Here is a 22,124-nt window from a genome sequence, read left to right as displayed (position 1 = left end):
ATTTGAATGTTTCGTGCCTAAGCCCTTATTTTATTCGGTAATTCCCTTCTCTTGAAGGATGCGCGCGTGGTATCTTTGAAAGGTTTCGTCACCCAGATAGCCTTCTTCCTGCACCCAATTCAGAAGGTTCTGAGTCGTCCAACGCCCAAATGCTCCGGGAACAACCGCCACGGCAGCCTGCTGCGCGGTCTGGTCCGCGTCGACTTCCTGCGGCAAGAACATCATCGTTGGCGTGAACAGGACGTTCCAACGCTGGGCCATATCTTTTTCGGACAGAACACTGCCATCAAAATCGGTGACTTCCAGGTCGCCGAAAAGGTTCAGTTGCACCACGAAATAGCTGTCGTGCAACGTCGCGTCGATCTCTGGAATTGGAAACACTTCTTCATGCATTTTTGTGCAATAGATGCAGCCGCGTTGTTCGATGATCACCATCAGGCGTTTGCCCTCAGCATTCGCTTCTTCCAGATCCTCGCGTAAATCGAGGAACGTCTCGCGCATCCAGTCAGCTTTGTGCAGACCGTCGTCGCCAAGCTCGGCCGCGCTCAACGGGACTGCAGTTGTTAGGGCAAGAAATGCTACGATAAGACGTGAAAACATAAGATTATCTCCTTATCCTAATGTGCCAAAAGCCGGCACATACTCGATCATCAATTGTGCGATGTAGTTCACTGAGTTCGTCGCGATCAGGACGGCAAAAATGATCAGCATGACCCCCATGACCTTTTCGACGTAACCCATGTAGCGGCGATTGCGTTGCACCCACCCCAAGAATGGTCGTGCGAACAGGGCCGCGATGATGAACGGCGCAGTCATCGACAGACCGTAAACAAGCAAAAGTAGACCGCCGCGCCAGATATCGCCCATGCCGCTGGCCACCATCAGAATCGCAGCAAGGGCAGGGCCGACGCAGGGCGTCCATCCAAATCCAAATGCAAGTCCCATGAGGTAGGCACCAATGGCTGTTGTCGGTTTTGCGGTACTTTCAACCTTCGCTTCGCGGTACAGCAGGGGAACTTTCACGACCCCCAGAAAGTGCAAACCGAAAACAAGCAGCAAGGCAGCGGCGACATAGGACAGCGTGTCCCGCCATGCGCCAAAGGTCTGGCCGATTGCCGTTGCGCCCAACCCCAGCAAAACGAAAATTGTCGTCACGCCAAGCGCAAAAAAGACAGACGAAACGATCAATCGCTTTTGGGCCCCTGCAGGGATTGCGTCTCCGTCACGCAACTCGTTCATCGACAGGCCCGCCATGTAGCACAGATAGAACGGCACCATCGGTAGGACGCAGGGCGTGAAGAAGGACAAAAGCCCCGCAAATGCTGCCCCAAGGTATGTCACGTCAAGCATCAGCGCTCCCTTGTACCAATCCTATTTTCATATTAAGATTATTGAATGTATAAGCGTTTGACCATCCTTTATCGTGCAATCGTCGTATTGATGGTGTTCAGTATGTCCGCGGCAGTTGACGCGCAGACGGAACTGATGATGGCTGAAGAGCCGGGCTGTATCTGGTGCGCGCGTTGGAACGCAGAGATCGCGACAGCCTATCCCAAAACGCCCGAAGGCATTGCTGCGCCTTTGCGGCGTGTCGATATTTCGGACACTTTGCCGGAAGACATAACACTCGCGCGGCGGATCAATTTCACGCCAACGTTTATTCTGCTTGTCGATGGTGCAGAAGTTGCCCGCCTTGAAGGTTATGCAGGCGAAGACTTTTTCTGGGGCCTTTTGGGCAAGATGCTGGATGACCATGGAGTGGCGTTTACTGATGACACATCCGGATAGACATGCTGATCATGACCGCAGATGGCTTGATCCATTGGGTAAACCGTATACAGAGTGCGCACCCTTTGAGACACAACAGGCTAATCCGAGAATGACACTTCCCGTGTTCCATCCAGATATGGACCCCGATGAGCTTGATCGCATGATGGACAATGCGACCATCGCGACGAACTACCTCAAGGCGATCAGCCATGAGGGACGACTGATGATCTTGTGCCATCTGGCCACTGGCGAAAAGTCGGTGACAGAGTTGGAGGAATTGTTGTCGGCCCGTCAGGCTGCAGTATCCCAACAGCTGGGCAGGTTGCGCCTTGAAGGTTTGGTGCAGCCGCGCCGCGAAGGAAAGACGATCTATTACAGTTTGACCGATGAGCGGTCTCGCCGCATTCTTGGCTTGGTCTATGAACTGTTTTGTAAGCCAGACTGAACGGTTTCGCGCTCGGAGGAGGGGCCGCAACCGCTGAAGAGCAATGGGAGGGCTCTGATGTTGGACGTATGGGGGGAAGCCAATGTGGCGGCTGCGATCGGTTTGGTCGGGGGCATATTGCTAGGCTTGGCCGCGCGCTTGGGCCGGTTCTGTACCCTGGGCGCCATCGAAGACGTTCTATATGGCGGGAGTGATCAGCGCATCCGGCTTTGGATTGCAGCGATCGGATTTGCGATCATCGGCAGCTTTGGTTTGATGGCGTTTGGGCTATTTGACCCCGCCCAGTCATTCTATTTGGCCCGTACTTGGGTTCCGATTGCAAGCATCGCAGGCGGTCTTCTCTTCGGGTATGGTATGGCGCTCGCTGGGAACTGCGGATTTACGGCGTTGGCACGTCTCGGCGGTGGTGATTTACGTTCATTCGTCATTGTCGTCGTCATTGGTATGTCGGCCTATGCGACGCTATCGGGGCCGCTGGCTTGGGTGCGGGTCAACATACTGCCTGAATCAACGCTCGCAGCAGAGCCAAATGGCATTGCGCATATGTTGGGTAACCTTACCGGGATTTCGACTCCGTTCATTGGTATTGGCATCGGCCTGTCGGCCGTTGTTTATGCAATGTCTAACAGAACTTTTCGCAAAGACAAAAGTAATGCTTTTTGGTCTTTCATCATCGCATCTTCTGTCATCATTGCATGGGCAGGCATGAGCTATATCAGTCGCACTGGATACGAAGACTTGGCCGTCGTGTCCCATACGTTTTCTGCGCCTATCGGAGAGAGCATCCTTTATGGAATGACATCGTCAGGCCGCAGCCTGTCTTTCGGTATCGGTTCAGTCGCGGGCGTATGGATTGGAGCCTTCGCAGGAAGTTTGATCAAAGGACATTTCCGCTGGGAGGCCTGCGAAGACCCGCGCGAACTACGCCGTCAGATTTTTGGTGCGGCGATGATGGGCGTGGGTGCGGTTGTGGCACTTGGCTGCAGCATCGGGCAGGGCCTTTCAGCTTTCTCAATTCTGTCATTCAGCGCACCGGTGACCTTCGCCGCGATCTTTGCGGGCGCGGCATTCGGCTTGCGTCAATTGATCGTTGGTTTCGGGCGGGCACATACCTAGCGAAGTCAGTCGCCCAAGCCGCAAGTCCTGGCTGCCGTGTTTTAATGGAACCCTGTGGTTCTTTTTCAATTGCGGTTGACGGCCCACCTTCATCTGGAACAAGTCTCACCCTTCAAGGGTTATCTTGCCATCGGCCCGCGTCAGCGGACATCCTGCAGTGGGTCAGGCAAAAGCGTGTAACAATTGAATATGAGCGATAATCCCGAGCTAATCTACGTATCCGATAGCGATCCCGGCATTTCCCGCCGCCGCTGTGGCCGTGGATTCTCCTACATAGCTCCAGACGGCACGACGATTTCACGGGGTGCTGAGCGGAAGCGGATCGAGGCATTGGCCGTTCCGCCAGCATACGACGATGTGTGGATCTGTGCTAAACCGAATGGTCATTTGCAGGCGACAGGTCGTGATGTTCGCGAGAGAAAGCAATATCGCTACCATCCCGCATGGGCGGCGGCGCGGGCCGAAACCAAATTCAGCCAGCTTGCAGAATTCGGAGCAGTGCTGCCACGTATCCGTCGCCGAGTGCGGCGCGATCTCGAAGCAGCACCGGGCGATCTCGACTTTGCCTTAGCAGCGGCCGTCAAGCTGATCGATCATGCCTCTTTGCGGGTCGGCAGCGAGGACTACACACGAGAAAACGGCACATTCGGCGCGCTGACATTGCGCAGTCGCCATCTGAAGGCGAAGAAGGATGGCATGGAGTTGCGATATACTGGGAAGGGTGGTGCAAAGATCTGCAAAGCCGTGACCGATACGAGACTGCAGCGAATGCTTCAAAAGGTGAACGATGTCCCCGGTGCGACGTTGCTAACTTGGATTGACGATGACTCCCAGACCCGAACGTTGTCATCGCAACAATTGAATGCCTACCTTTCTGATGCCGCAGGCAACGACACGGTGACCGCAAAAACGTTCCGCACATGGGCTGGCACTGTTGCGGCTTTTGCACGGGCCGAAGAAGGCGGAAGCACAATCAAGGATCTGGCGAAAGCTGCATCCGAAAGGCTGCACAATACGCCAACTGTTGCACGCAATAGTTATATTCATCCAGCAGTGATTGACCTCGCGGGTGTAGAAAAGATCGATGCGCAGGCAGTTGAAAAAGCGGGACTTTTCGCGATCGAACAACGGCTGCTTGGCTTTCTGACAAATGCGTAGTCTTTTGACCATTGACTGTGCGCAGGCGACTGCGCGCAATTTCAGTGCTTCTTAATGGGCGCAAGATTGAAAGACTGATAGATGAGTAAACGCGCGATTGTCGCCAACCTGATTACAAAGACACGCTCCAGTTATTGGTTCCTGCCAACTGTTTTGGCGCTGACGGCCTGTCTGGCGTCGCAGCTTTCGCTCTACTTGGACCGCAACCACAGTTCAGTCCTCTATTTGTGGCCCGCCAGTTGGGAGACGACCCAGGTTGAAGGGGCTCGCTCGACCTTGTCGGTTATTGCGCAGTCTATACTTGGTGTCGCGGGCGTCATGTTTTCGGTCACGATTGTTGCCGTGTCCTTTGCCTCTGGCAACTTCGGGCCGCGCCTGATCGGCAATTTCATGCGGGACAGGGGCACGCAGTGGAGCCTTGGAATTTTGATCAGCACGTTCGTTTTCGCCTTGCTGGTGCTGCGGGCCGTCCAAGGAGTGCCGAATGAATCGGACGGCAGCACCGAAGCTTTTGTCCCGCACATGTCCTTATCTATCGCTATCGGCCTGGCAGCCGTGTCGATCATGACGGTGATCTTCTACGTGCATCACATCCCCGAGACGATCAACGTTTCCAATATTTCAGCTGGACTTGGCAAACGTTTGCGTGGCGCTGTCGAGGACGCAATCGATAAAGAAATTGAAGATGAGGCCGATGAGCGGCCGAAACGGGATCCGGACCGGACCGTCAACCTTGACGGGAACGGATATATCCAGACGTTCGACGTCTCGCGCCTTGTCGAACTCGCAAAGAAACATGATTGCCATATGCGCATCGTTCAAGGCGGCGGTGAATTCGTGAATCCGTACACGCCGGTTCTGGACATCTGGTCTAACGAAGAGCTGTCCGACGAAGTATTGGATGAATTGCGTGGTTGTTTCGTGATCGGCCAGATGCCGACAGAAAGACAGAATACGTTATTCATTGTCCAGCAGCTCGTCGAGATGATCGCCCGCGCACTTTCTCCCGGCGTGAACGATCCTTACACCGCGATCAACTGCCTCAACTGGCTTTATAGCGGTCTGGCGACGGCGGCGAACTATAAGGGAGGACTGCCTGAACCAACGTACAAGCGGGTCGAATTCCAGCCTCTGACGTTCGAGCGGCTGTTCAATCATGGGATCGCAAACAGTCTTCCTTACTGCGAAACCGACGTTCTGACGCTGCAGCATCTGAAAATCATGCTCAAGCGTTTGGAAGACGAGATTACGGAGCGAAAGCACAAGAAAATCGTCTCTGACTTTCTAAAATCCCTGAAGAAAGAATAATTTCGGGGCAACGCTGCAATTACTGGAACATTTTCGCGTCTCGTTTGTCTCTCCTCTTAAGAAGAGAAGGAGACAGATATGTCTGCACCAGACACAAACGTGAACAAACAGACCCGCCGCCATCGCGGGCCAATCATCGGAATAGCTTTGGTTTTGGCCTTTGCCGCCGTCCTTTTCCTCGGTCTGCTGGGCTACGTGTGGGAACCTGCCGAAACGGCAGGCGAAGTTCCTGCGGCCGCTGCGACCGTATCCGAATAACCTGATAAGGAGTGCGTAACATGTCAGATATGAAATCAGTTCGTGAGACAGGCAAGGAAACGCTGAAGAAAGCGAAATCCACTGCTAAAACCGGCGCGAAAGCGCTTCGTGACACGGCAACGTCGACTGTTCAGGAGCAGGCAGAAAGCGCGAAAGATGCACTGGCAAACGGTGCGGCATCAAAGGCAGAGCAGCTACACGCTGTTGCCGATCAAATGACCGAAGGCGCACCGCATACAGAAGCTGTCGAGGCTGCTGCTGCTCGTGTTCAGGCTTTTGCAGACAAGGTGCGTACAACTGATCCAGCGAACCTCGCTGCGGACACGGCCGAACTTGCGCGTCGTCACCCGATTGCAGCCTTGTCTGTCGCTGCTCTTGCCGGTTTCGCCGTCGGGCGTTTCGTGCGCTCTAGCGGGCGGACGCTGGATCAACAGGCTACGGACACTGCTGTGGATCACGGCCTAACACCGGATCAGCGGATCCCGTCATGAAGACACCAGGATCGCATCCTGATACGACGACAGCCGTTTCATCAATTCTTGCGCACCTGCATCGTCTCTTGCGCAAGGAGCTGGCGCTTCTGAAATCAGAAATGTCTGCGCGGTTGAACCGGGTCTTTGTCGCTTGTGCGCTACTCGCAGCCGCGATGGTTATCGCCGTCGCAGGGTTTCACGTTCTGACAGCCGCGGCTGTCGCAGCATTGATCGCTTCCGGTTTTTCGCCCACTGCAGCAGCCTGCATTATAGCAGCACTTTGCTTGCTGATTGCGGGCGGTCTGGTCTGGAAAGGCACGACAATGCTGAAATCTGCATCTTTGGTGCCGCACGACACCATCAGCACGATCCGAAAAGATGCTCGGGCTTTGAAGGAGACATACAATGGTTGACCACATCAATAACGAAATGCTTCAAGCGGAAATTGAAGAAGAAAGAAACGCTTTGGCAACTTCCCTGTCCGCACTCGCTGAAAGCTTCAAGCCGAAGGCGCTGATGGATAACTGGGACAAATCCGCTCCTGAGTTTATCCAGAAAGCTTTGCAATCCGCGAAAGACAATCCGGTTGCTGTCGCCGTGATCGGTGCAGGAATTGCCATGTTGACGCTCGGCACGTCAAAACAGGACGATGAGAAGGGTACCGCGTGGCGAATTAACGGTGAGGCAGATCCTGTCCGCACAAAGATCGCACAAGCAAAGCATCAAGTAACACAGACCGCAGCGCAAATGCGCGATGCGTTGTATGATGGAACGGCCAATCTTGGTGATGCCGCACGTGCCCGTGTCATAGAAGCGCGAAAGAAGGCGCTTGATGCCCAAGTGAAGATCGAACAGGCAGGAAATGCCGTCAAGACACGGTCAAGCAATGCGTTCGATGCCAATCCACTAGCCATCTGTGCAGGTGTCGCAGCGGCTGGTGCTTTGATTGCAATTACGCTGCCGCGCACAAAGATCGAAGACGATACATTTGGCGACTACCGTGACGCTTTGGTTGACCAGGCCGAGGCAGTTTTCCGGCAGGAAGTCGATCGCGTCGCAGCCCAAGGTCGCGAAGCGATGGACGCTGCACAGGATGCAATGCGTCAGCAAAGCGATACGGCGTCTACACAGACGACAATGCCGTCAGATGTAAAGCCGCACTAGGACTTCACCTTGGAGCCGATCAATATCCTTCTAAAGCAGCTGAACGAAATCGGCCGCGCAGCGATCGAGATGCTTCCGCAGTTTGCGGTGGCACTCGTCGTTTTGATTGCAACCTGGGCGGTGAAGCGGGCTTTGCAATCGCTCGTCGAAAGGGCGCTGGCGCGGACTAACCTGCGCCAAAGTCTGCAAGACCTGTTTTCGCTTCTGGTGTCTATCGCGATCTGGGTTCTTGGCGTCATGATCGCGGCGATCATTGTATTTCCGGGACTAACGCCGGCCAGCATTCTTGCGGGCCTCGGCATTGGATCGGTCGCTATCGGTTTTGCATTCAAAGACGTTTTCGAAAACTTTCTTGCAGGCATCATTATTCTTTTCCGCAAAGAAATGCGGATCGGCGATCACATCGCCTGCAACGACATCGAAGGCCGCGTGGATCATATAGCCATTCGTGAAAGCCATATCATGCGGACCGATGGCCAACTTGTCATCGTCCCGAATGCAATCCTTTTCAAAAATCCCGTCATCGTACGCACACAACAAGAGCTGCGGCGCGTTACTGTGATCTGCGGCGTTGCCTATGATGTCGATCTTGATGAAGCGCGAAGCACAATCAAGGACGCCGTCAGTGGGTGTGAGACCGTTGCGAACGTCGACAAACCAATTCAGATATTCGCACAGGAATTTGGCAGTTCTTCCGTCAATTTCGAAGTAACGTGGTGGACTGGATCAGAACCGGTCAAGGTGCGTCAGTCGCGCGACGAAGTGATCGGTGCGGTCAAAAAGGCGCTCGATACAGCCGGGATCGAGATACCGTTCCCTTATCGGACTCTCACTTTCAAAGAGCCTCTTCCGATTGCAGGCCAATCAGGGACAGACTAGACATGCGTCATGCCTGAAGCCGATCTTCCAGATGAACCAACCTCAGACGATCTTGCGGACACGCGCACGGCTTGGGCTGAAGATCGGACGGTCTTGGCAAATGAACGCACGTTCGCCGGCTGGATGCGGACAGGCATGGCATGCATCGCGCTAGCTTTAGGTTTGCGCGCCTTGTTTGGTGATACGAGCTACCCGCTGATCGCGAAGGGCGTATCCCTCGTCTTCGTTCTGGCTGCGATCATGATCTTCTGGGCTGCTGCGACAAAAGCACGCCGAACACAGCAACGAATGGATAGCCACGACGTGGCGGAACAGTCTGATAAACAGATGTATATTCTGGCGAGCATCCTAACAGTCGGTGCACTCGCGGTTGGCGTGCTTCTCGTGATGCTGTGATGGTTACGAAAAGCACTTCCTTGTCAGTATCCTGTAAAACGAATTAGGCCTTCGAAACCTCGCTGTCGGATTTCAGAACTTCATCACCGTCGTCCTGTTCGATCAGATAGGCAGGCTTGTCTTCGCTGGCGTTGCGAGTGACTTCATTGCCCTTGATCGTGCGCGTCACGTCGCTGGTGAAAACTTCTTTGACCTCACCTTTCGCGGTGCCATCACCCCAGTCCCACTTGACCTGATCGCCTTTTGAATAGTTTGACATTGCAGCTGCTCCTATTGATTACGCAGGGCGTCGATAAGTTCATCCTTGGTCATGTCCGACCGACCTTCGACGTCCAACTCTTGCGCGCGCGACATCAGTTCGTCCTTCGTCCATTCCTCGTAAGGCGGCGCTTTTCCGCCTTTCTTTGATGGTGATTGATCGTCGTTGGCTTGCGCATTCGCAATTGCCGCCGCTTTCGACTTGGAGGCACCATCTTCGCGAAGAGCCTCGTAAGTGTCGTCATTCTTGATGGAATTTCCGTGGTCTGCCATTGGGCACCCCCTTTCGCTGCATCAACTGTCAAAATGCGCTATTGTTCCAAAGCGTTTGGGAACAATCCTGCTAATTGATTGTTCTTTCAGAGAAACTGACGTCATGGGGAGAGTGCGATGCCGACAGGTGATCAAACCCGCGAACAAGAGCAAACCGTCACCCTGCGCACGTTGCGTGAAACGCGGCTCCTCTTTCGGGAAGCAACGAAAGACGAAGGCGAAATCCTGGATTTTATCGTCGACATAGTGACAAGCCGTATCAGTATGATTTTCGCCAGTGTTTCGACCGATCGTGGCAAGATCCCGATGTTGATTGACACCCGCTGCGCCAAGCTGGAGGGGGCGCAGGTGCTTGTCGATCGTTCAAAGGATGGTGCGATCCGGGAAATCGAAAAATCGGATCAGGCTGTCGATGTGTCGGCGCTGCCACCGCTGATTACAGGCCCATTCGGAAATACCGTTTCGCTTGCGCTGATGGGGGCGCTTTTGAATGAAAGCCTTTTTGACAGCGACGCAGTGGAAAGACCGGATGGTGCAGTAGATAGTAAAGGCCGTTTTTGGGCGTCACAGCTTCAAGACGTGCCGGTCTTCAATTCCATCAAAGAACTTGGCCGTTGGCATGATATAGTGGTGAAATGCTCTGACATGGCATGTCAGAACATCATCTTACGGACAGACGAAGATGAACAGGTCATACCTTTCGATATCCGCAATATTCCGAAAAAAGCGGACAACATCATAGTCAGCGACAGCGTGCCAGCGCCATGGAGCGTCGAGGCGATCATCAACTCTGCTGGTTGAGAAACCACGCAACATTGGAACAGATCAGGTGCTTGGTGGTTCCTTACTAAAGGCAACCAAACTGAGGAAATCACCATGTCTATGGAACTTTTACTTGGCGGACTATCAATCTTTACGCTTTTGACCGTCGCCGCACTGGCGCTTTACAGCAAAAAGCGGACCGAAACGCGCTTGGAGCGTGACACGAAGAAGTCGACGTTGGCCAAAGACGGCCCAGACCACTAAGGTCAATCAAACGGGGGTGGGATCTGATCCTGACGCTCGTTCATTTTCGAAGTTTTGTGCCACAGTGCCAATTCTGGCGAAAGGCACCTGTGGGGCAATACCTATGAATGCCAGCGACCTGATGGTTAAATGCCTCGCGGCGGCGGGTGTACAGCGGATTTTCGGTGTCCCGGGCGAGGAAAACGCAGATTTCATGATCGCACTGGAGAAGTCGGAAATCGACTTCGTTCTAACCCGACACGAACAGGGCGCTGCCTTTATGGCAGCAGTGCATGGTCGGCTGACCGGCGAAGTTGGCGTCTGCCTTGGTACTTTGGGACCAGGTGCAACCAATTTGATGACCGGAGTCGCGCAGGCGAATATGGACAATACGCCATTGATTGTCATCACAGGTCAGGCCGGGCTGGAACGACAGCACAAGGAAAGCCATCAGATGATGGACGTCATGCGCATGATGGCACCAATAACGAAATGGCAGGCCAGCGTTAAGACTCCTGAAACAATACCGGAAATCGTCTCACAGGCCGTGCGCACCGCCACGGCGGAACGGCCTGGCGCTGTTCACATCGAATTGCCGGAAGACATTGCAGGACAGGATAGTGATGGAGCACCTCTACACTTTACCACACCGCCGCCAGCAGTTCCAAATTTGGATCAAACGGCACGGGTCTGGAGCCGCATCGCAGAAGCAAGCAGCCCGATTGTCATTGCAGGTCACGGCGTTATCAGGTCAGGGGCGAGCGAAGAGCTTCGCACCTTTGCAAAGTCATCTGGCATCGGCGTCTTGACGACAATGATGGGTAAGGGGGCTGTCGCTGCCGATGACCCGTCCTGCCTGCACACCATCGGGCTTGGGCAATTCGACATCCCCGATCTGATCGCGACCGAAGCAGACCTTGTCGTGGCAGTTGGCTATGATCTTGTCGAATATCCACCATCAAACCTCAATGCGACCTGCGAGCTTATTCATGTTGGGGCTTCGCCTGCAGTCGTCGATGCGGCGTATCAGCCGGTGCTTGAACTGGTTGGTGAAGTTGGTGTTTCCCTCGCAGAGCTTGCAGAATGCGCGATGAATAGACCCGCAACGTTCGATCTTGCGCGCCAGCACAATCTGCGCGACGCGATGCGCGAGGAACTTCAGCGCAGGCCCGAACCCAACAACAAGGCAATTGCGCCCCAGACAGCTTTGGCTGCGATGCGCGACGTCATGGGCGCGTCTGATATTCTCATCTCAGGCGTGGGCGCGCACAAGATGTGGATTGCGCGCCATTTTGGATCAAGTCTGCCGAACACATGTCTGATCTCAAACGGCTTTTGCTCAATGGGGATGCCGCTGCCGGGCGTCATCGCAGCTGCACTTGCCTGTCCGGATCGCAAGGCCGTCGGTCTCGCCGGTGACGGCGATATCATGATGAACATACAGGAAATGGAAACTGCTGCGCGACTTGGCGTTGATGTCACAGTGGTCGTCTGGGAAAACGAAAGCTACGGATTGATCGCGTGGAAACAAGACGAACAATTCGGCCATCACACGCCCTTGTCATTCACAAATCCGGATTGGGCCGGGCTGTGCAAGGCGTTCGGCTGGAAGCCGGAAATCTGCAAAGCACCTGAAGACTTCAAAGAACGTTTTAAAGCTGCACTCGCGTTTGAAGGCCCCGCGCTCGTGGTGGTGTCGGTAGACGACGAAGAGAACACGAAACTTACGAAGCGGCTGCAAGATCTGATGCAAACGCTTTGACAAAACCAAAGGCTAGCGATGACCTCCAAGATTGATGCCCACCAATTCCTGTCGGATCTGCGGATCAGAACACCGCACGAGGAAGAGTTTCACCAAGCGACCGGAGAAGTTATTCCTGATCTAGTTCCAGTCGTGAATGAGAATAAGGAATACCTGGACGCGGGCATTCTTCCGCGGCTCGTCGAGCCCGACAGGATCATCACGTTTCGCGTATCGTGGGTCGACGATTCAGGCGCAGTACAGGTGAACCGCGGTTACCGGGTGCAATTTAATGGTGCAATTGGCCCCTACAAAGGCGGGCTGCGATTTCATCCCACGGTCAATACGTCAGTTCTGAAATTTCTTGGATTTGAACAGACCTTCAAGAACGGGCTTACCGGGCTCCCTATGGGCGGCGGCAAAGGTGGATCAGATTTTGATCCATCAGGCCGGTCAGACGCAGAGATTATGCGCTTCTGTCAGGCGTTCATGGGCGAACTCTACCGTCATATTGGTGCGGACACGGACGTTCCAGCAGGTGATATCAACGTGGGCGCACGCGAGATCGGCTATCTGTTCGGTGCTTATCGGCGCATCACAAACCGGTTCGAGGGCGTCCTGACCGGAAAAGGCCTTTCCTTTGGCGGCAGCGATATGCGGACAGAGGCAACAGGCTATGGGGTTATCCAGTTTCTGTCGTGCATGCTCGCGGCCCATAACGAAGATCTTGATGGTAAGTCCGTCGTCATTAGCGGTGCCGGAAACGTTGCAACCCACGCCGCAGAGCTCGCGCTGGATCGTGGTGCAAAGGTCATCACGCTATCTGACAGCAATGGGTTCATCCACGACAAGGATGGTTTGACGCAGGACAAGATTGATTGGGTGCGCACGCATAAATCACAACCGGGTGCCAGCCTTGAAAAATACGCATCCGAATTTGATGCCGACTGGCACGCTGACAAGGCTCCGTGGTATGTCGTATGCGATATCGCAATTCCTTCTGCGACGCAGAACGAATTGGACGCTGAAGGCATCAAAGCACTGATCGATAACGGCTGCATGGCCTTGGTCGAAGGGGCAAATATGCCGACGACTGCACAAGCCAAGGAACTGGTGAAGCAAAGCGATTTGTTGTTTGCACCCGGCAAGGCCGCCAACGCTGGCGGCGTTGCCGTTTCCGGGCTGGAAATCAGTCAGAACAAGATGCGCAAAAGCATGTCGAAAAAAGCGCTGTGCGAAGAGCTAATGCAAATCATGACCAACATTCATGACACGTGTGCCGATGAGGGGCAGGGCGGCAAGCGTATAGATTACGCAAAAGGCGCGAACATTGCCGGGTTCCGCAAGGTTGCGGATGCGATGCTTGCGCAGGGCGTGGGCTAAACAGACAGCGAACTGCGAAAGACAAGACGGCCGCCGGACATCACCGGCAGCCTTTCATTATTCTGCAGCGACCTGGTCTTGTTCATCGGGTCGAATAAAGGGGATCGGATCGTTGTAGACCATCGTGCGGGTAGGAAACGGGATATCGATTTCGTTTTCGTCCAACGCCTCTTTCACCTTTCGCTTCATGTCGGCCTGATACTGGAAGTAAACATCAGCATTACACCAGAAACGTACCAGAAAATCGACGCTGCTGCTGTTGAGATTATTGACCTGAATGAACGGCTCTGGATCCGTAAGCGAACGTTCGTCAGCCGAAATGGTGTCGCGGATCACTCGCTCTGCTTTCGCAAGGTTGGCACCGTATCCGACACCAAATGTCCACTCTGCGCGACGCGTATCATAGCCCGAAAAGTTCTTGATCGTATTGCCCCAGACTTCGGAATTGGGAACGACGACCATCACGTTGCCGACGTCCGCAATCTCCGTATAGTTCAGCGTGATTTCTTTAACAGTTCCCATCACGCCATTTACTTCAACGAAGTCGCCAATCTTAAGCGGGCGGAACAGGATGATCATGACGCCTGCCGCGACATTTGAAAGTGTGCCCTGCAGCGCGAGTCCGATCGCAAGGCCGGCGGCACCGATCACCGCAATGATCGAAGTGGTTTGCACGCCGAATGTGTTCAGAACGAACAGCGTCGTGAAGGCGAGAATTGTGTAGCGGGCAATATTGCCGAGAAAGTTAAAGAGGGTATTGTCAAGATTGGCGTGGTTCTCACCAATTCTGCGAACGCGTCGGTTCATGATGCCAGCAATGATGAAACCAATGATCAGAATGAAAATGGCACCGATCAGGTTACCTGCAAAACCAATCAGGAAATCGAACGTCAAGTAATCAGAGAACGATTTGCCATCGTAGATTTCCATCGTGAACAAACTGCTCAGCGTGTCTAAAATTGCGTCCATTTGGCGGCCCTCTCGGTCTTGGTATGGTCAGAAAAAAGGGCCCGGCAAAAATGCCAGGCCCTTGGGGATCGGTTTACTCACACTCTTCAAGGGGACAGGTACAGAAGAGTTCGGGATAGAGCAAACCGCATCGCGAAATTAACGACGGGAGAAAAGTTCGGGGGGACTGTCCGACATCCGCGCCGCACTGCGCTGCATGGACTTTCGCACATCCGTCATGGGCATGTTCAGTGGCCCAGGTACGCTGCAGGGATAGCGAAACGTCTGACCCCCACGAATGACGTCAACACGTCCTTCATAGGCTGCGGTGCTTGGGTTATATCGGATGCTTCTGATGCTCATAGTCATAGGAACGCCTCAACTTCATGGTTAACTCGGTTCAATCGGGCGGGGCTAACCCCGCCCAGACTGATATTACTTCGCGTTTGCCATCCACTGATCGACTTCTTCACGCGCGGCTTCTTTTGATTTGCCGTACTTCTCCTGAAGAAGTCCCTCGAGCTGCTCGCGGTTACCTTCTACCTTGTCGAGGTCATCATCTGTCAGGTCGCCCCACTTCTCTTGGGCCTGACCCTTTAGTTGTTTCCATTGACCTTTGATTTGATCCCAGTTCATTGGCTTTTCCTTTCGGTGACGTTTCGATCAAAAAACCATCTTGCTGATTGATTGTTCCATCGTCTCGGAACATTTTTTTCTAAGGGCGGTTCCTCAATAGAGAGCGAGGGGCCATGACAGCGAAGAACACTCCCAACTATGCGCTGTGGCTTGTCGCCATCATTGTGACGCTTGCTGCATTGGATATTGCTGCGAGCCTCATGGCACCCATTTTTCTTGCTGTCGTGCTCGGTATCGTTCTGTCGCCATTGACCGATTTTATGCGGCGGGGCGGTATACCACCGTCTGTCGGTGCGCTTTTCTCTCTTATGATCATCCTCGGGCTGATCGGTCTGCTGGTGTTCTTTCTCGAACCCATTCTCACCGACATCATTAACCGTGCGCCGCTCATCTGGTTGGAACTTCGGGCGACGATCACGGACGCGCAGGCCACACTGCGCGGGATCGAGGAAGTCAGTGCGGACATGGCAGAGGCGCTCAATCCCGACGACGCCCCTGACGAGGACGACGCAGTCAGGCTCCCTTCAGTAACAGATGCGCTGTTGTCAGCACCGGGATACGCTGGACGGCTGATGATTTTCGTCGGGACACTCTATTTTTTCCTGCTTGCACGTGTTGAGGTCTATGACTGGGTTACCCGGTCGACCCTGCGCCTGAAAGCTGCGCATCTCGTTGAAGCGGAAAAGCGGGTCGCCCGCTATTTCCTGACGATCACAATCATCAACACGACTTTTGGTTTCCTTGTTGGCGGCGTTCTGTTGCTTCTTGACATGCCTTATGCCCCGTTGTGGGGGTTCATCGCCGCACTCGTCAATTTCGTGTTGTATCTAGGCCCTGCGGTCTTCGTCGTCGCGCTTGTGACAGCAGGCGTCGTCACGTTTGATGGGCCATACAGTTTTGCACCCGCAATCGCATATGTCTTGATGAACATGACCGAAGGTCAATTTGTAACGCCTGCACTGGTCGGTCGGACGATGTCCGTCAATCCGTTGCTTGTCTTTCTGTCGCTCGTCCTGTGGCTTTGGTTATGGGGTCCGGTCGGCGGCATCATCGCAATTCCACTGCTGATCTGGGCAATCGCGATCAAGGAACAGGCAGAGAAGATTTAGATCTTCCTGTCATTTCCAAAGCTCGCACCGCATTCGCACAAAAAGAAACCCCGGCTTCTGGCAGGCATAAGTAGCTATGCTGACAGAAGACCGGGGATAAAGTTAGGCAGTGCAAGGCTCATGAGCCTTGGGGGGGGGGAGGTTGGTTAAACTGTTGCGCCGGCTGATTTTGGTCCGGCAATCAGCCAGATAATGAAGCCGACCAAGGGTAGGACAAGGACCAGAAGCGTCCAAAGAACCTTGCTACCTGTACTGGCAGAAGACCCGATGATCGACACAATCGCCCAGATGTTCAGGGCCAAAAGGATGAAGCCGCCAATTCCTGCATATTCCATGAGATTTTCCCTCCTTGAGAATGTTACTCAAATGGAAAAACCCGCAAGAAAAGAAAATGTTCCAGCTTAAACCAAGGGACGTGTCACAAGCTCAATGCTTTCGACCATGGCGACATCGGCCAGTTTCTGCGGGTCAATCACGACCAATTCCCCGTCCTGCCACGATACAAGTTGCCGCTCGCGCAATTGCTTGAGGGTGCGGTTGGTATGGACAAGTGACAGGCCGAGCGCGTCCGCGATGTCCTGCTGGCGATAGGGGAAGGGCATACGGTTTTTATGCACAAGATCAAGGTGTTGCCCACGGCTGAACACCTTGATCAGCGCCCAAGCCACTGCCTGCAGCGCGGTCCGTTGGCCAAGTGTCGTGAGCGCATCGCCAAGAAAGTGTTCCTCGACGGCAGCCAGCCAACTGATTGCAAATGCACGACGCGGATTGTCACGGAAGAATGACCAGAACTCCGAGCGATCGAACACGCAGAGGGTCATGGCGGTCGTCGCTTCGACAGAGTGACCCATCTCGCTCATCAAAGCGGCTTGGAGCCCGATAAAGTCACCTGGCAATACGAGGTTGACGACCTGCCGACGCCCGTCAGAAAGCAATTTCGAACGCAACCCCATACCACGCAACGCAGTAAACAATTGCGGGCTGTTTGATCCTTCCATCAGGAGGGGGGTTCCAGAATCAACTTTTAGCTCGCCAACTTTGAAGCGTTGCATCACGCGCACTTCGTCTTCTGTCATACGATCAAAGAGCTCCTGTCTGCGTAAAGGACAGTCGGCGCATTTGGTCGTCATATTTTGTTGGCTCCTCATTAACCTATGTTAATGCACGATTGCGTACAACTTGCGAGAAGAAACAAACCCCAGCGGAATTTGTTTCATGCAACGAAAATTTGTCATTCTAGCAGAAGACCCGGTCATCGCGCTCGACGTGACAGAAGTCATCATGAACGCTTTCCCAGATGCGCTCATCTGCGCATCCGCCAAGTCAGCACTCTTGTTAGCAATCACTGACACCGAATCCGACATTGCGTGCCTGGTGACTTACATCAACGGCGATATAACACCTCAGCAGGCTGCTGCTGCAAAAGCCCTTAATCTGCCGCACATTCACATCGGGGAAGAAAGTCTCTTCACCCAAGCTCGCCACGTTTCGCTGCCTTTCACATCCGAACACATTCGTCGGGCATTGCAGGATGTGTTGGCCATGAGTGGCGCTGATTAAAGATTCATCGGAACAAACGTAGCATCAATCGGTTCCTCCAATCAGAGAGCAGACTAGCACGCACGCTGGTCAAACCCTGAATAAAAAATGGAGCTGACAATGCTTTACTACGCCATAACTTTTCTCGTGATCGCGCTCATCGCGGCCGTGTTCGGCTTCGGTGGTATCGCAAGTGCATCCGCAGGGATCGCACAGATCCTCTTCTTTGTCTTCATCGCACTGTTTGTGATCTCCTTGATCGCACGTGCCGTCCGCGGATAACGGAGCAAGCACAATGACAAACGCATTAAACGTTATCAGCGAAGAAAAATCGGTCGACACCGGTATTACGGATCAGGACGCCCTCGCCACCGCACTTGGCGATATATTGGCCGACACCTACCGTTTGACCTTCAAGACCCACGTGTATCATTGGAATGTCGCAGGCCCGATGTTCTTTGCGGTCCATAACCTGACCGAAGGCCAGTATGAAAACATGTTTGCGGCGGCCGACGAATTGGCAGAACGGATCCGCGCAATCGGCAAACTGGCGCCGTCCACATTGAACGGGATCGTCGGCGACTCCGTGATAGAAGACAAGCCGGATATCCTGTCCGCGGGCGATATGTGTGAAGATCTCGCTGCTGATCACGAGCGCATCGCCCACCGTCTGCACGCGTTGGTTGAACTCGCCGGAAAGCACAAGGATCCAGTGACGGAAGATCTTGCAACAGCACGTTCAGCGTTCCACGAGAAGGCGGTCTGGATGCTTCGCGCGCTTTGCGCCGAGTAAATCTGGAACTTCAATGAAAAAAGCCCCGCAGATGATGCGGGGCTTTTTGATTCAGCGCGACAACCAGTCGCCGCACGTCATGTCATGATGCGTTTTGCAGCGTCTCGGTCGATGAGAAGAACATCGCTTGACTGACAGCAGAGCGGATCTGCTTCACTTTGAAAGGTTTTGAGATCAAGAACGCGGGTTCTGGTCTATCGCCGGTCAGCAGCCTTTCAGGAAACGCCGTGATGAAAACGACTGGTATGTCGAAATCGTTCAGCAGATCATTAACAGCATCAATTCCGGACGAATTATCAGCTAGCTGGATATCGGCGAGGATCAGGTCTGGCCTTTCGGCTTTGCCCAATGCCACGGCCTCGTCCCGAGTCCGCGCGATACCGGTAACACGATGGCCCAGATCACTGACAATATCGCTCAGATCGTCCGCAATGATCGGCTCGTCTTCGATGATCATTACTTTGCCAGCGCTGCTTTTCGCGATATCGGCAATCGCAACTTCCAGAAGATGCTGCACATCTTCAACGTCCGTTCCGATGATTCTGGCTATTTCGTCGACACTGAACTCCTCGATCGTGTTGAGCAAAAGCACCTCACGCGAGTTCACGGTCAGTTTGGCAAGGTGGCCATGTGCGCGGCCCACAATACCTTCTTCTTCCATGTCAAGTTGACGGCCACTGCTGACCCAGATGGCATGAAAGCACTGGAACAGGCCTTCCCTGATGCTCGCGGCAGCTTCGACGATACTGCGGTCGCGCAGGATTACGTCAAGCGTTGCGATTGTGTACTTGTCGCCGCTCTTTTGGGAACCAGTCAACGCACGGGCATACCGACGCAAATATGGCAACGATTGCGCGACAAAGTCTGAGAATGTGGCTTCTTCAGCACCTACAGACATAAAAATCCCCTTTTATCAGTTGGAATCTTGGAACGATGTGTGGATGCACTAGTTGTATCCTTCAAGACCTTAGAGAGCAAACTTGGTGCCGGACACAATGAAGTCAACTCCCGCGGACCCGAAACGTAAAACACTCATCGCGCAATATATCAACGAAAACCTAAAAGAGGTGTTCGATGAGTATGCGAGCGAGGATATGCCGGACGAGATGAAGGATATGCTGAGCCTATTAAAGGCGCAGGATGAAGACATGCCCAAGGGTGAAAAATGAGTACCCCAAATCCGCGGGACGAACTGCTGGAATATTTGGCTGACATGCGCGGGTTTGCACGCAGCTTGACGCGGAACCGTGCAAAGGCTGACGACCTCATGCAGGACGCTTTGCTGAAAGCATGGAAGAACATCGATCGCTACAAACCGGGCACCAACATGAAAGCCTGGTTGTTTACGATCATCCGCAACACATATTACACGCAACACCAGCGCGCGAAGCGCGAAGTCGCCGACGTCGACGGCGCATTTTCCTCCAAACTTTCTGTAAAGCCAGATCATGATGGTCGTTTGCACCTAAAGGACTTTCGCACGGCGTTTGAAACCTTGCCGGTTGAACAGCGCGAAGCTTTGGTCCTTGTCGGCGTGCAAGGATTTTCATACGAAGAAGCGGCGGCAACAGCGGGCGTCGCGATGGGGACGATCAAAAGCCGATTGAATCGCGCGCGTGAACGTCTGGCTGAAATTTTGGAATTGAACGGTGATGGTGAAATGGAACTGACAGATACCGCGACTGTCGCCGTTATACAGCAGGATCATTCACTGGTCGATCGTTGATGGACGAGACCGGAAACAAACACAAATCGTGGCGGAATGGCATAAGGGTTCGCGTGATCCTGATGCTTGGTCTTGCACTGCTACCGATTGGACTGATCGCCGTATACCAGACACTGAGCGTCGCCCGCGCTGCGGAAAGAAGCACGGAAATGGCTTTGCTCGCTGTCGCGGACCGCGCTGCGCAGGAAGACAGGCTCGCAATCGAACGCGCGTTCGGGGCCGGTGACATGCTCGGTAACGTCGTCGGGGAACTGTTGGACGACCCGGCCATCTGCTCGGACTATCTGCGCAACTTTGTTGAACGCGAAGAGTTGTTCAGTTTTGTCGGCGTTATGCCGCTTGACGGGACCATGGAATGTTCATCGGACGGTACGGTTAGCGACTTCTCGGAATATCCCAATTTTGCAGACGCGACGGCGCGGGACCGTCCATTTATTGAGGTCGATGCGGGCGCACCTGCCAGCGGAACGTCGGTTATCATCGTATCCTACCCATATTATATCGCCGACAGCTTTGCAGGTTACGTTACCATTTCGGTCCCGCATGAGCGTTTGGATACAAGTTCCCTTGACGAGAAATTGCGTAGTGATGGCCTGCAAGAGCTGATTACGTTCAATGACATGGGCATCATCGTCACCGCACAGGGCAATCGCGAAGACGCCCTTGCGTATCTGCCTTCCGATTGGAACCTGACCGACGTCGACACAACTCGCTCTAGGACGTTCCGTGCTACGGGTGCCGATGGAAATAAATACATCTACTCGCTTGTTCCTGTTGAAAACGGTCAGCTGACAATTCTCGGTGTGTGGAACGCCTCTGTCGATTTTCGCAATGGTGCTTGGTACAACCGGCTGCCACCCGCGCTTTTTCCGGCGCTGATGTGGATTGCAAGTCTTCTTGTGGCCGCGATGGCGATCTATTCGCTTGTTCTGCGGCATATCTCGCGTCTGCGCGCTGACATGGACCTGTTCGCGACAAAGCGGAAAGTAGCGTCGACGCGTGTGACAGCGGAAATGCCGAACGAGTTGCAAGTTCTGAATGCCCGCTTCCTTGAAATGACCGACGCGATCGTACGCGAGGAAGCGCGGCTCGAAGACATGGTGCGCGAAAAAAATATTCTCCTGAAAGAGGTCCATCACCGCGTGAAGAACAACCTGCAAATGATCGCATCGATCATGAATATGCAGATACGGACAGCCACGCATGATGAAACCGTTGAGAACCTGCAAAAAATCCAAGATCGGGTTACAAATCTCGCAAGCATCCACCGCGACTTATATACTTCACCCAAAGGTGGCAGGGTCGACGTCGGGGAATTAATCAAGCGGAACGTCGAACAGACGATTGAATTAAGCCCGATTGATCGATCCCAACTCGATTTGCGTCTGGATATCGACTCTGTCCTGCTGCTTCCCGATCAGGCTGTCCCGCTCTCGCTTTTGGCGGCCGAAACCATGACAAATGCGGTAAAGTTCATGCGCGCGCCGGTGGACGGGCCAAGTGTTCTTGATGTCTCGTTGAAATCAACTGGCAATACATGTGCTTTCAAGATTTCAAACACGACCGAAAGCATCCCGGACGAGATCGGCGGCGGTGTTGGTGGCAAGTTGATACGCGCATTTGCTACAAAGCTCGGGGCAGAACTTGAAACCCACAATCAAGACGGTCTGTTTACCCTAAGCCTGACATTTACAGTTGCCGAGTTCGAAATCGAAACACAGGACTATTGAGTCCCACTTGCGGTTT

Annotated in this window: 31 protein-coding genes; 22 read left to right on the top strand and 9 right to left on the bottom strand. The window is 53.8% G+C overall.

Annotation, left to right across the window (positions count from 1 at the left end; all coding sequences use genetic code 11):
- Positions 1 to 30 precede the first annotated feature (30 nt).
- Both BMY44_RS07550 and BMY44_RS07545 read right to left on the bottom strand, forming a co-directional pair.
- Positions 31 to 600, bottom strand: a complete 570-nt coding sequence (locus BMY44_RS07550) for a thioredoxin family protein (protein WP_089992294.1) — start codon at positions 598 to 600, stop codon at positions 31 to 33.
- A gap of 12 nt (positions 601 to 612) precedes the next feature.
- Positions 613 to 1,350, bottom strand: coding sequence for a cytochrome c biogenesis CcdA family protein (locus tag BMY44_RS07545; protein ID WP_089992292.1), 738 nt, complete (start codon positions 1,348 to 1,350; stop codon positions 613 to 615).
- Between the two features lie 45 nt (positions 1,351 to 1,395).
- Here BMY44_RS07545 and BMY44_RS07540 point away from each other — a divergent pair, with 45 nt between their 5' ends.
- The 11 genes from BMY44_RS07540 to BMY44_RS07490 all read left to right on the top strand — a co-directional run bounded on the left by BMY44_RS07540 (position 1,396) and on the right by BMY44_RS07490 (position 8,967).
- On the top strand, positions 1,396 to 1,788 hold the full coding sequence (locus BMY44_RS07540; RefSeq protein WP_423219734.1) for a thioredoxin domain-containing protein: 393 nt from the start codon (positions 1,396 to 1,398) through the stop codon (positions 1,786 to 1,788).
- 91 nt (positions 1,789 to 1,879) lie between these two features.
- A complete protein-coding gene (locus tag BMY44_RS07535) occupies positions 1,880 to 2,215 on the top strand; it encodes an ArsR/SmtB family transcription factor (RefSeq protein WP_089992290.1) in 336 nt (111 codons plus the stop codon).
- 57 nt (positions 2,216 to 2,272) lie between these two features.
- A complete protein-coding gene (locus tag BMY44_RS07530; RefSeq protein WP_089992288.1) occupies positions 2,273 to 3,331 on the top strand; it encodes a YeeE/YedE family protein in 1,059 nt (352 codons plus the stop codon).
- Positions 3,332 to 3,520: 189 nt separating this feature from the next.
- Positions 3,521 to 4,489 carry a DNA topoisomerase IB gene (locus tag BMY44_RS07525; protein ID WP_089992286.1) on the top strand — a complete coding sequence of 323 codons (969 nt, stop codon included), beginning with the start codon at positions 3,521 to 3,523 and terminating at the stop codon, positions 4,487 to 4,489.
- A gap of 81 nt (positions 4,490 to 4,570) precedes the next feature.
- Positions 4,571 to 5,797, top strand: a complete 1,227-nt coding sequence (locus tag BMY44_RS07520; RefSeq protein WP_089992284.1) for a DUF2254 domain-containing protein — start codon at positions 4,571 to 4,573, stop codon at positions 5,795 to 5,797.
- Between the two features lie 78 nt (positions 5,798 to 5,875).
- Positions 5,876 to 6,055 carry a hypothetical protein gene (locus BMY44_RS07515; protein ID WP_089992281.1) on the top strand — a complete coding sequence of 60 codons (180 nt, stop codon included), beginning with the start codon at positions 5,876 to 5,878 and terminating at the stop codon, positions 6,053 to 6,055.
- Positions 6,056 to 6,075: 20 nt separating this feature from the next.
- Positions 6,076 to 6,546, top strand: coding sequence for a hypothetical protein (locus tag BMY44_RS07510; RefSeq protein ID WP_089992278.1), 471 nt, complete (start codon positions 6,076 to 6,078; stop codon positions 6,544 to 6,546).
- Complete coding sequence (locus BMY44_RS07505; protein WP_089992275.1) at positions 6,543 to 6,941, top strand: phage holin family protein; 399 nt, start codon at positions 6,543 to 6,545, stop codon at positions 6,939 to 6,941. Before BMY44_RS07510 ends, BMY44_RS07505 begins: the two co-directional genes overlap by 4 nt.
- Positions 6,934 to 7,692 carry a DUF3618 domain-containing protein gene (locus tag BMY44_RS07500; RefSeq protein WP_089992272.1) on the top strand — a complete coding sequence of 253 codons (759 nt, stop codon included), beginning with the start codon at positions 6,934 to 6,936 and terminating at the stop codon, positions 7,690 to 7,692. Before BMY44_RS07505 ends, BMY44_RS07500 begins: the two co-directional genes overlap by 8 nt.
- Positions 7,693 to 7,701: 9 nt before the next feature.
- Complete coding sequence (locus BMY44_RS07495) at positions 7,702 to 8,571, top strand: mechanosensitive ion channel family protein (protein ID WP_207510493.1); 870 nt, start codon at positions 7,702 to 7,704, stop codon at positions 8,569 to 8,571.
- A 9-nt stretch (positions 8,572 to 8,580) separates the two neighbouring features.
- Positions 8,581 to 8,967, top strand: a complete 387-nt coding sequence (locus BMY44_RS07490; protein ID WP_089992269.1) for a YidH family protein — start codon at positions 8,581 to 8,583, stop codon at positions 8,965 to 8,967.
- Between the two features lie 43 nt (positions 8,968 to 9,010).
- On the opposite strand, the gene BMY44_RS07485 is transcribed toward BMY44_RS07490, so the two are convergent.
- Both BMY44_RS07485 and BMY44_RS07480 read right to left on the bottom strand, forming a co-directional pair.
- Positions 9,011 to 9,226: a hypervirulence associated TUDOR domain-containing protein gene (locus tag BMY44_RS07485; protein WP_089992266.1), complete on the bottom strand. Its 216-nt coding sequence runs from the start codon at positions 9,224 to 9,226 to the stop codon at positions 9,011 to 9,013.
- Positions 9,227 to 9,237: 11 nt separating this feature from the next.
- The gene (locus tag BMY44_RS07480; protein ID WP_089992264.1) at positions 9,238 to 9,498 is read right to left on the bottom strand and encodes a DUF7218 family protein; all 261 of its coding nucleotides are present in this window, start codon (positions 9,496 to 9,498) and stop codon (positions 9,238 to 9,240) included.
- A 117-nt stretch (positions 9,499 to 9,615) separates the two neighbouring features.
- On the opposite strand from BMY44_RS07480, the gene BMY44_RS07475 reads away from it, so the two are divergent.
- The 4 genes from BMY44_RS07475 (at position 9,616) to gdhA (ending at position 13,627) form a co-directional block, all read left to right on the top strand.
- Positions 9,616 to 10,299, top strand: a complete 684-nt coding sequence (locus BMY44_RS07475; protein ID WP_089992261.1) for a hypothetical protein — start codon at positions 9,616 to 9,618, stop codon at positions 10,297 to 10,299.
- A gap of 75 nt (positions 10,300 to 10,374) precedes the next feature.
- Entirely contained in the window at positions 10,375 to 10,524 is a 150-nt protein-coding gene (locus BMY44_RS18185; protein WP_165611802.1) for a hypothetical protein, read from the top strand.
- A gap of 103 nt (positions 10,525 to 10,627) precedes the next feature.
- Complete coding sequence (locus tag BMY44_RS07470; RefSeq protein ID WP_089992258.1) at positions 10,628 to 12,265, top strand: acetolactate synthase large subunit; 1,638 nt, start codon at positions 10,628 to 10,630, stop codon at positions 12,263 to 12,265.
- A gap of 18 nt (positions 12,266 to 12,283) precedes the next feature.
- Positions 12,284 to 13,627 (top strand): NADP-specific glutamate dehydrogenase, encoded by a 1,344-nt coding sequence (gdhA, locus tag BMY44_RS07465; RefSeq protein ID WP_089992255.1) that lies wholly within the window; start codon positions 12,284 to 12,286, stop codon positions 13,625 to 13,627.
- 57 nt (positions 13,628 to 13,684) lie between these two features.
- On the opposite strand, the gene BMY44_RS07460 is transcribed toward gdhA, so the two are convergent.
- Together BMY44_RS07460 and BMY44_RS07450 are read right to left on the bottom strand one after the other, a co-directional pair.
- Complete coding sequence (locus tag BMY44_RS07460; protein ID WP_089992252.1) at positions 13,685 to 14,596, bottom strand: mechanosensitive ion channel family protein; 912 nt, start codon at positions 14,594 to 14,596, stop codon at positions 13,685 to 13,687.
- A 414-nt stretch (positions 14,597 to 15,010) separates the two neighbouring features.
- The gene (locus BMY44_RS07450; protein ID WP_089992245.1) at positions 15,011 to 15,211 is read right to left on the bottom strand and encodes a CsbD family protein; all 201 of its coding nucleotides are present in this window, start codon (positions 15,209 to 15,211) and stop codon (positions 15,011 to 15,013) included.
- Positions 15,212 to 15,324: 113 nt separating this feature from the next.
- On the opposite strand from BMY44_RS07450, the gene BMY44_RS07445 reads away from it, so the two are divergent.
- Positions 15,325 to 16,320 (top strand): AI-2E family transporter, encoded by a 996-nt coding sequence (locus BMY44_RS07445; protein WP_089992242.1) that lies wholly within the window; start codon positions 15,325 to 15,327, stop codon positions 16,318 to 16,320.
- 146 nt (positions 16,321 to 16,466) lie between these two features.
- On the opposite strand, the gene BMY44_RS07440 is transcribed toward BMY44_RS07445, so the two are convergent.
- Both BMY44_RS07440 and BMY44_RS07435 read right to left on the bottom strand, forming a co-directional pair.
- Positions 16,467 to 16,655 (bottom strand): PLDc N-terminal domain-containing protein, encoded by a 189-nt coding sequence (locus tag BMY44_RS07440; RefSeq protein ID WP_089992240.1) that lies wholly within the window; start codon positions 16,653 to 16,655, stop codon positions 16,467 to 16,469.
- A gap of 66 nt (positions 16,656 to 16,721) precedes the next feature.
- Positions 16,722 to 17,450, bottom strand: a complete 729-nt coding sequence (locus BMY44_RS07435; protein WP_089992237.1) for a Crp/Fnr family transcriptional regulator — start codon at positions 17,448 to 17,450, stop codon at positions 16,722 to 16,724.
- A 49-nt stretch (positions 17,451 to 17,499) separates the two neighbouring features.
- On the opposite strand from BMY44_RS07435, the gene BMY44_RS07430 reads away from it, so the two are divergent.
- The 3 genes from BMY44_RS07430 to BMY44_RS07420 all read left to right on the top strand — a co-directional run bounded on the left by BMY44_RS07430 (position 17,500) and on the right by BMY44_RS07420 (position 18,652).
- The gene (locus tag BMY44_RS07430) at positions 17,500 to 17,880 is read left to right on the top strand and encodes a hypothetical protein (protein WP_131801586.1); all 381 of its coding nucleotides are present in this window, start codon (positions 17,500 to 17,502) and stop codon (positions 17,878 to 17,880) included.
- Between the two features lie 99 nt (positions 17,881 to 17,979).
- A complete protein-coding gene (locus tag BMY44_RS07425; RefSeq protein WP_089994665.1) occupies positions 17,980 to 18,141 on the top strand; it encodes a DUF1328 domain-containing protein in 162 nt (53 codons plus the stop codon).
- A 13-nt stretch (positions 18,142 to 18,154) separates the two neighbouring features.
- Positions 18,155 to 18,652: a Dps family protein gene (locus BMY44_RS07420; RefSeq protein ID WP_089992230.1), complete on the top strand. Its 498-nt coding sequence runs from the start codon at positions 18,155 to 18,157 to the stop codon at positions 18,650 to 18,652.
- Between the two features lie 82 nt (positions 18,653 to 18,734).
- Here the strand turns inward: BMY44_RS07420 and BMY44_RS07415 are convergent, their stop codons facing one another.
- Positions 18,735 to 19,550 carry a response regulator gene (locus BMY44_RS07415; protein WP_089992228.1) on the bottom strand — a complete coding sequence of 272 codons (816 nt, stop codon included), beginning with the start codon at positions 19,548 to 19,550 and terminating at the stop codon, positions 18,735 to 18,737.
- A 97-nt stretch (positions 19,551 to 19,647) separates the two neighbouring features.
- On the opposite strand from BMY44_RS07415, the gene BMY44_RS18180 reads away from it, so the two are divergent.
- From BMY44_RS18180 to BMY44_RS07405, 3 genes are all read left to right on the top strand, one after another.
- The gene (locus BMY44_RS18180) at positions 19,648 to 19,821 is read left to right on the top strand and encodes a NepR family anti-sigma factor (RefSeq protein ID WP_165611801.1); all 174 of its coding nucleotides are present in this window, start codon (positions 19,648 to 19,650) and stop codon (positions 19,819 to 19,821) included.
- A complete protein-coding gene (locus tag BMY44_RS07410) occupies positions 19,818 to 20,378 on the top strand; it encodes an RNA polymerase sigma factor (RefSeq protein ID WP_089992226.1) in 561 nt (186 codons plus the stop codon). Before BMY44_RS18180 ends, BMY44_RS07410 begins: the two co-directional genes overlap by 4 nt.
- 62 nt (positions 20,379 to 20,440) lie before the next feature.
- Positions 20,441 to 22,108 carry a sensor histidine kinase gene (locus BMY44_RS07405; RefSeq protein ID WP_242650546.1) on the top strand — a complete coding sequence of 556 codons (1,668 nt, stop codon included), beginning with the start codon at positions 20,441 to 20,443 and terminating at the stop codon, positions 22,106 to 22,108.
- Positions 22,109 to 22,124: the final 16 nt, after the last annotated feature.

The organism is Cognatiyoonia koreensis (assembly GCF_900109295.1).
Classification (GTDB): Bacteria; Pseudomonadota; Alphaproteobacteria; order Rhodobacterales; family Rhodobacteraceae; genus Cognatiyoonia; species Cognatiyoonia koreensis.
The sequence above is the reverse complement of the archived record's forward strand: the minus strand, read 5'-3'. Positions and strand labels throughout refer to the sequence as shown.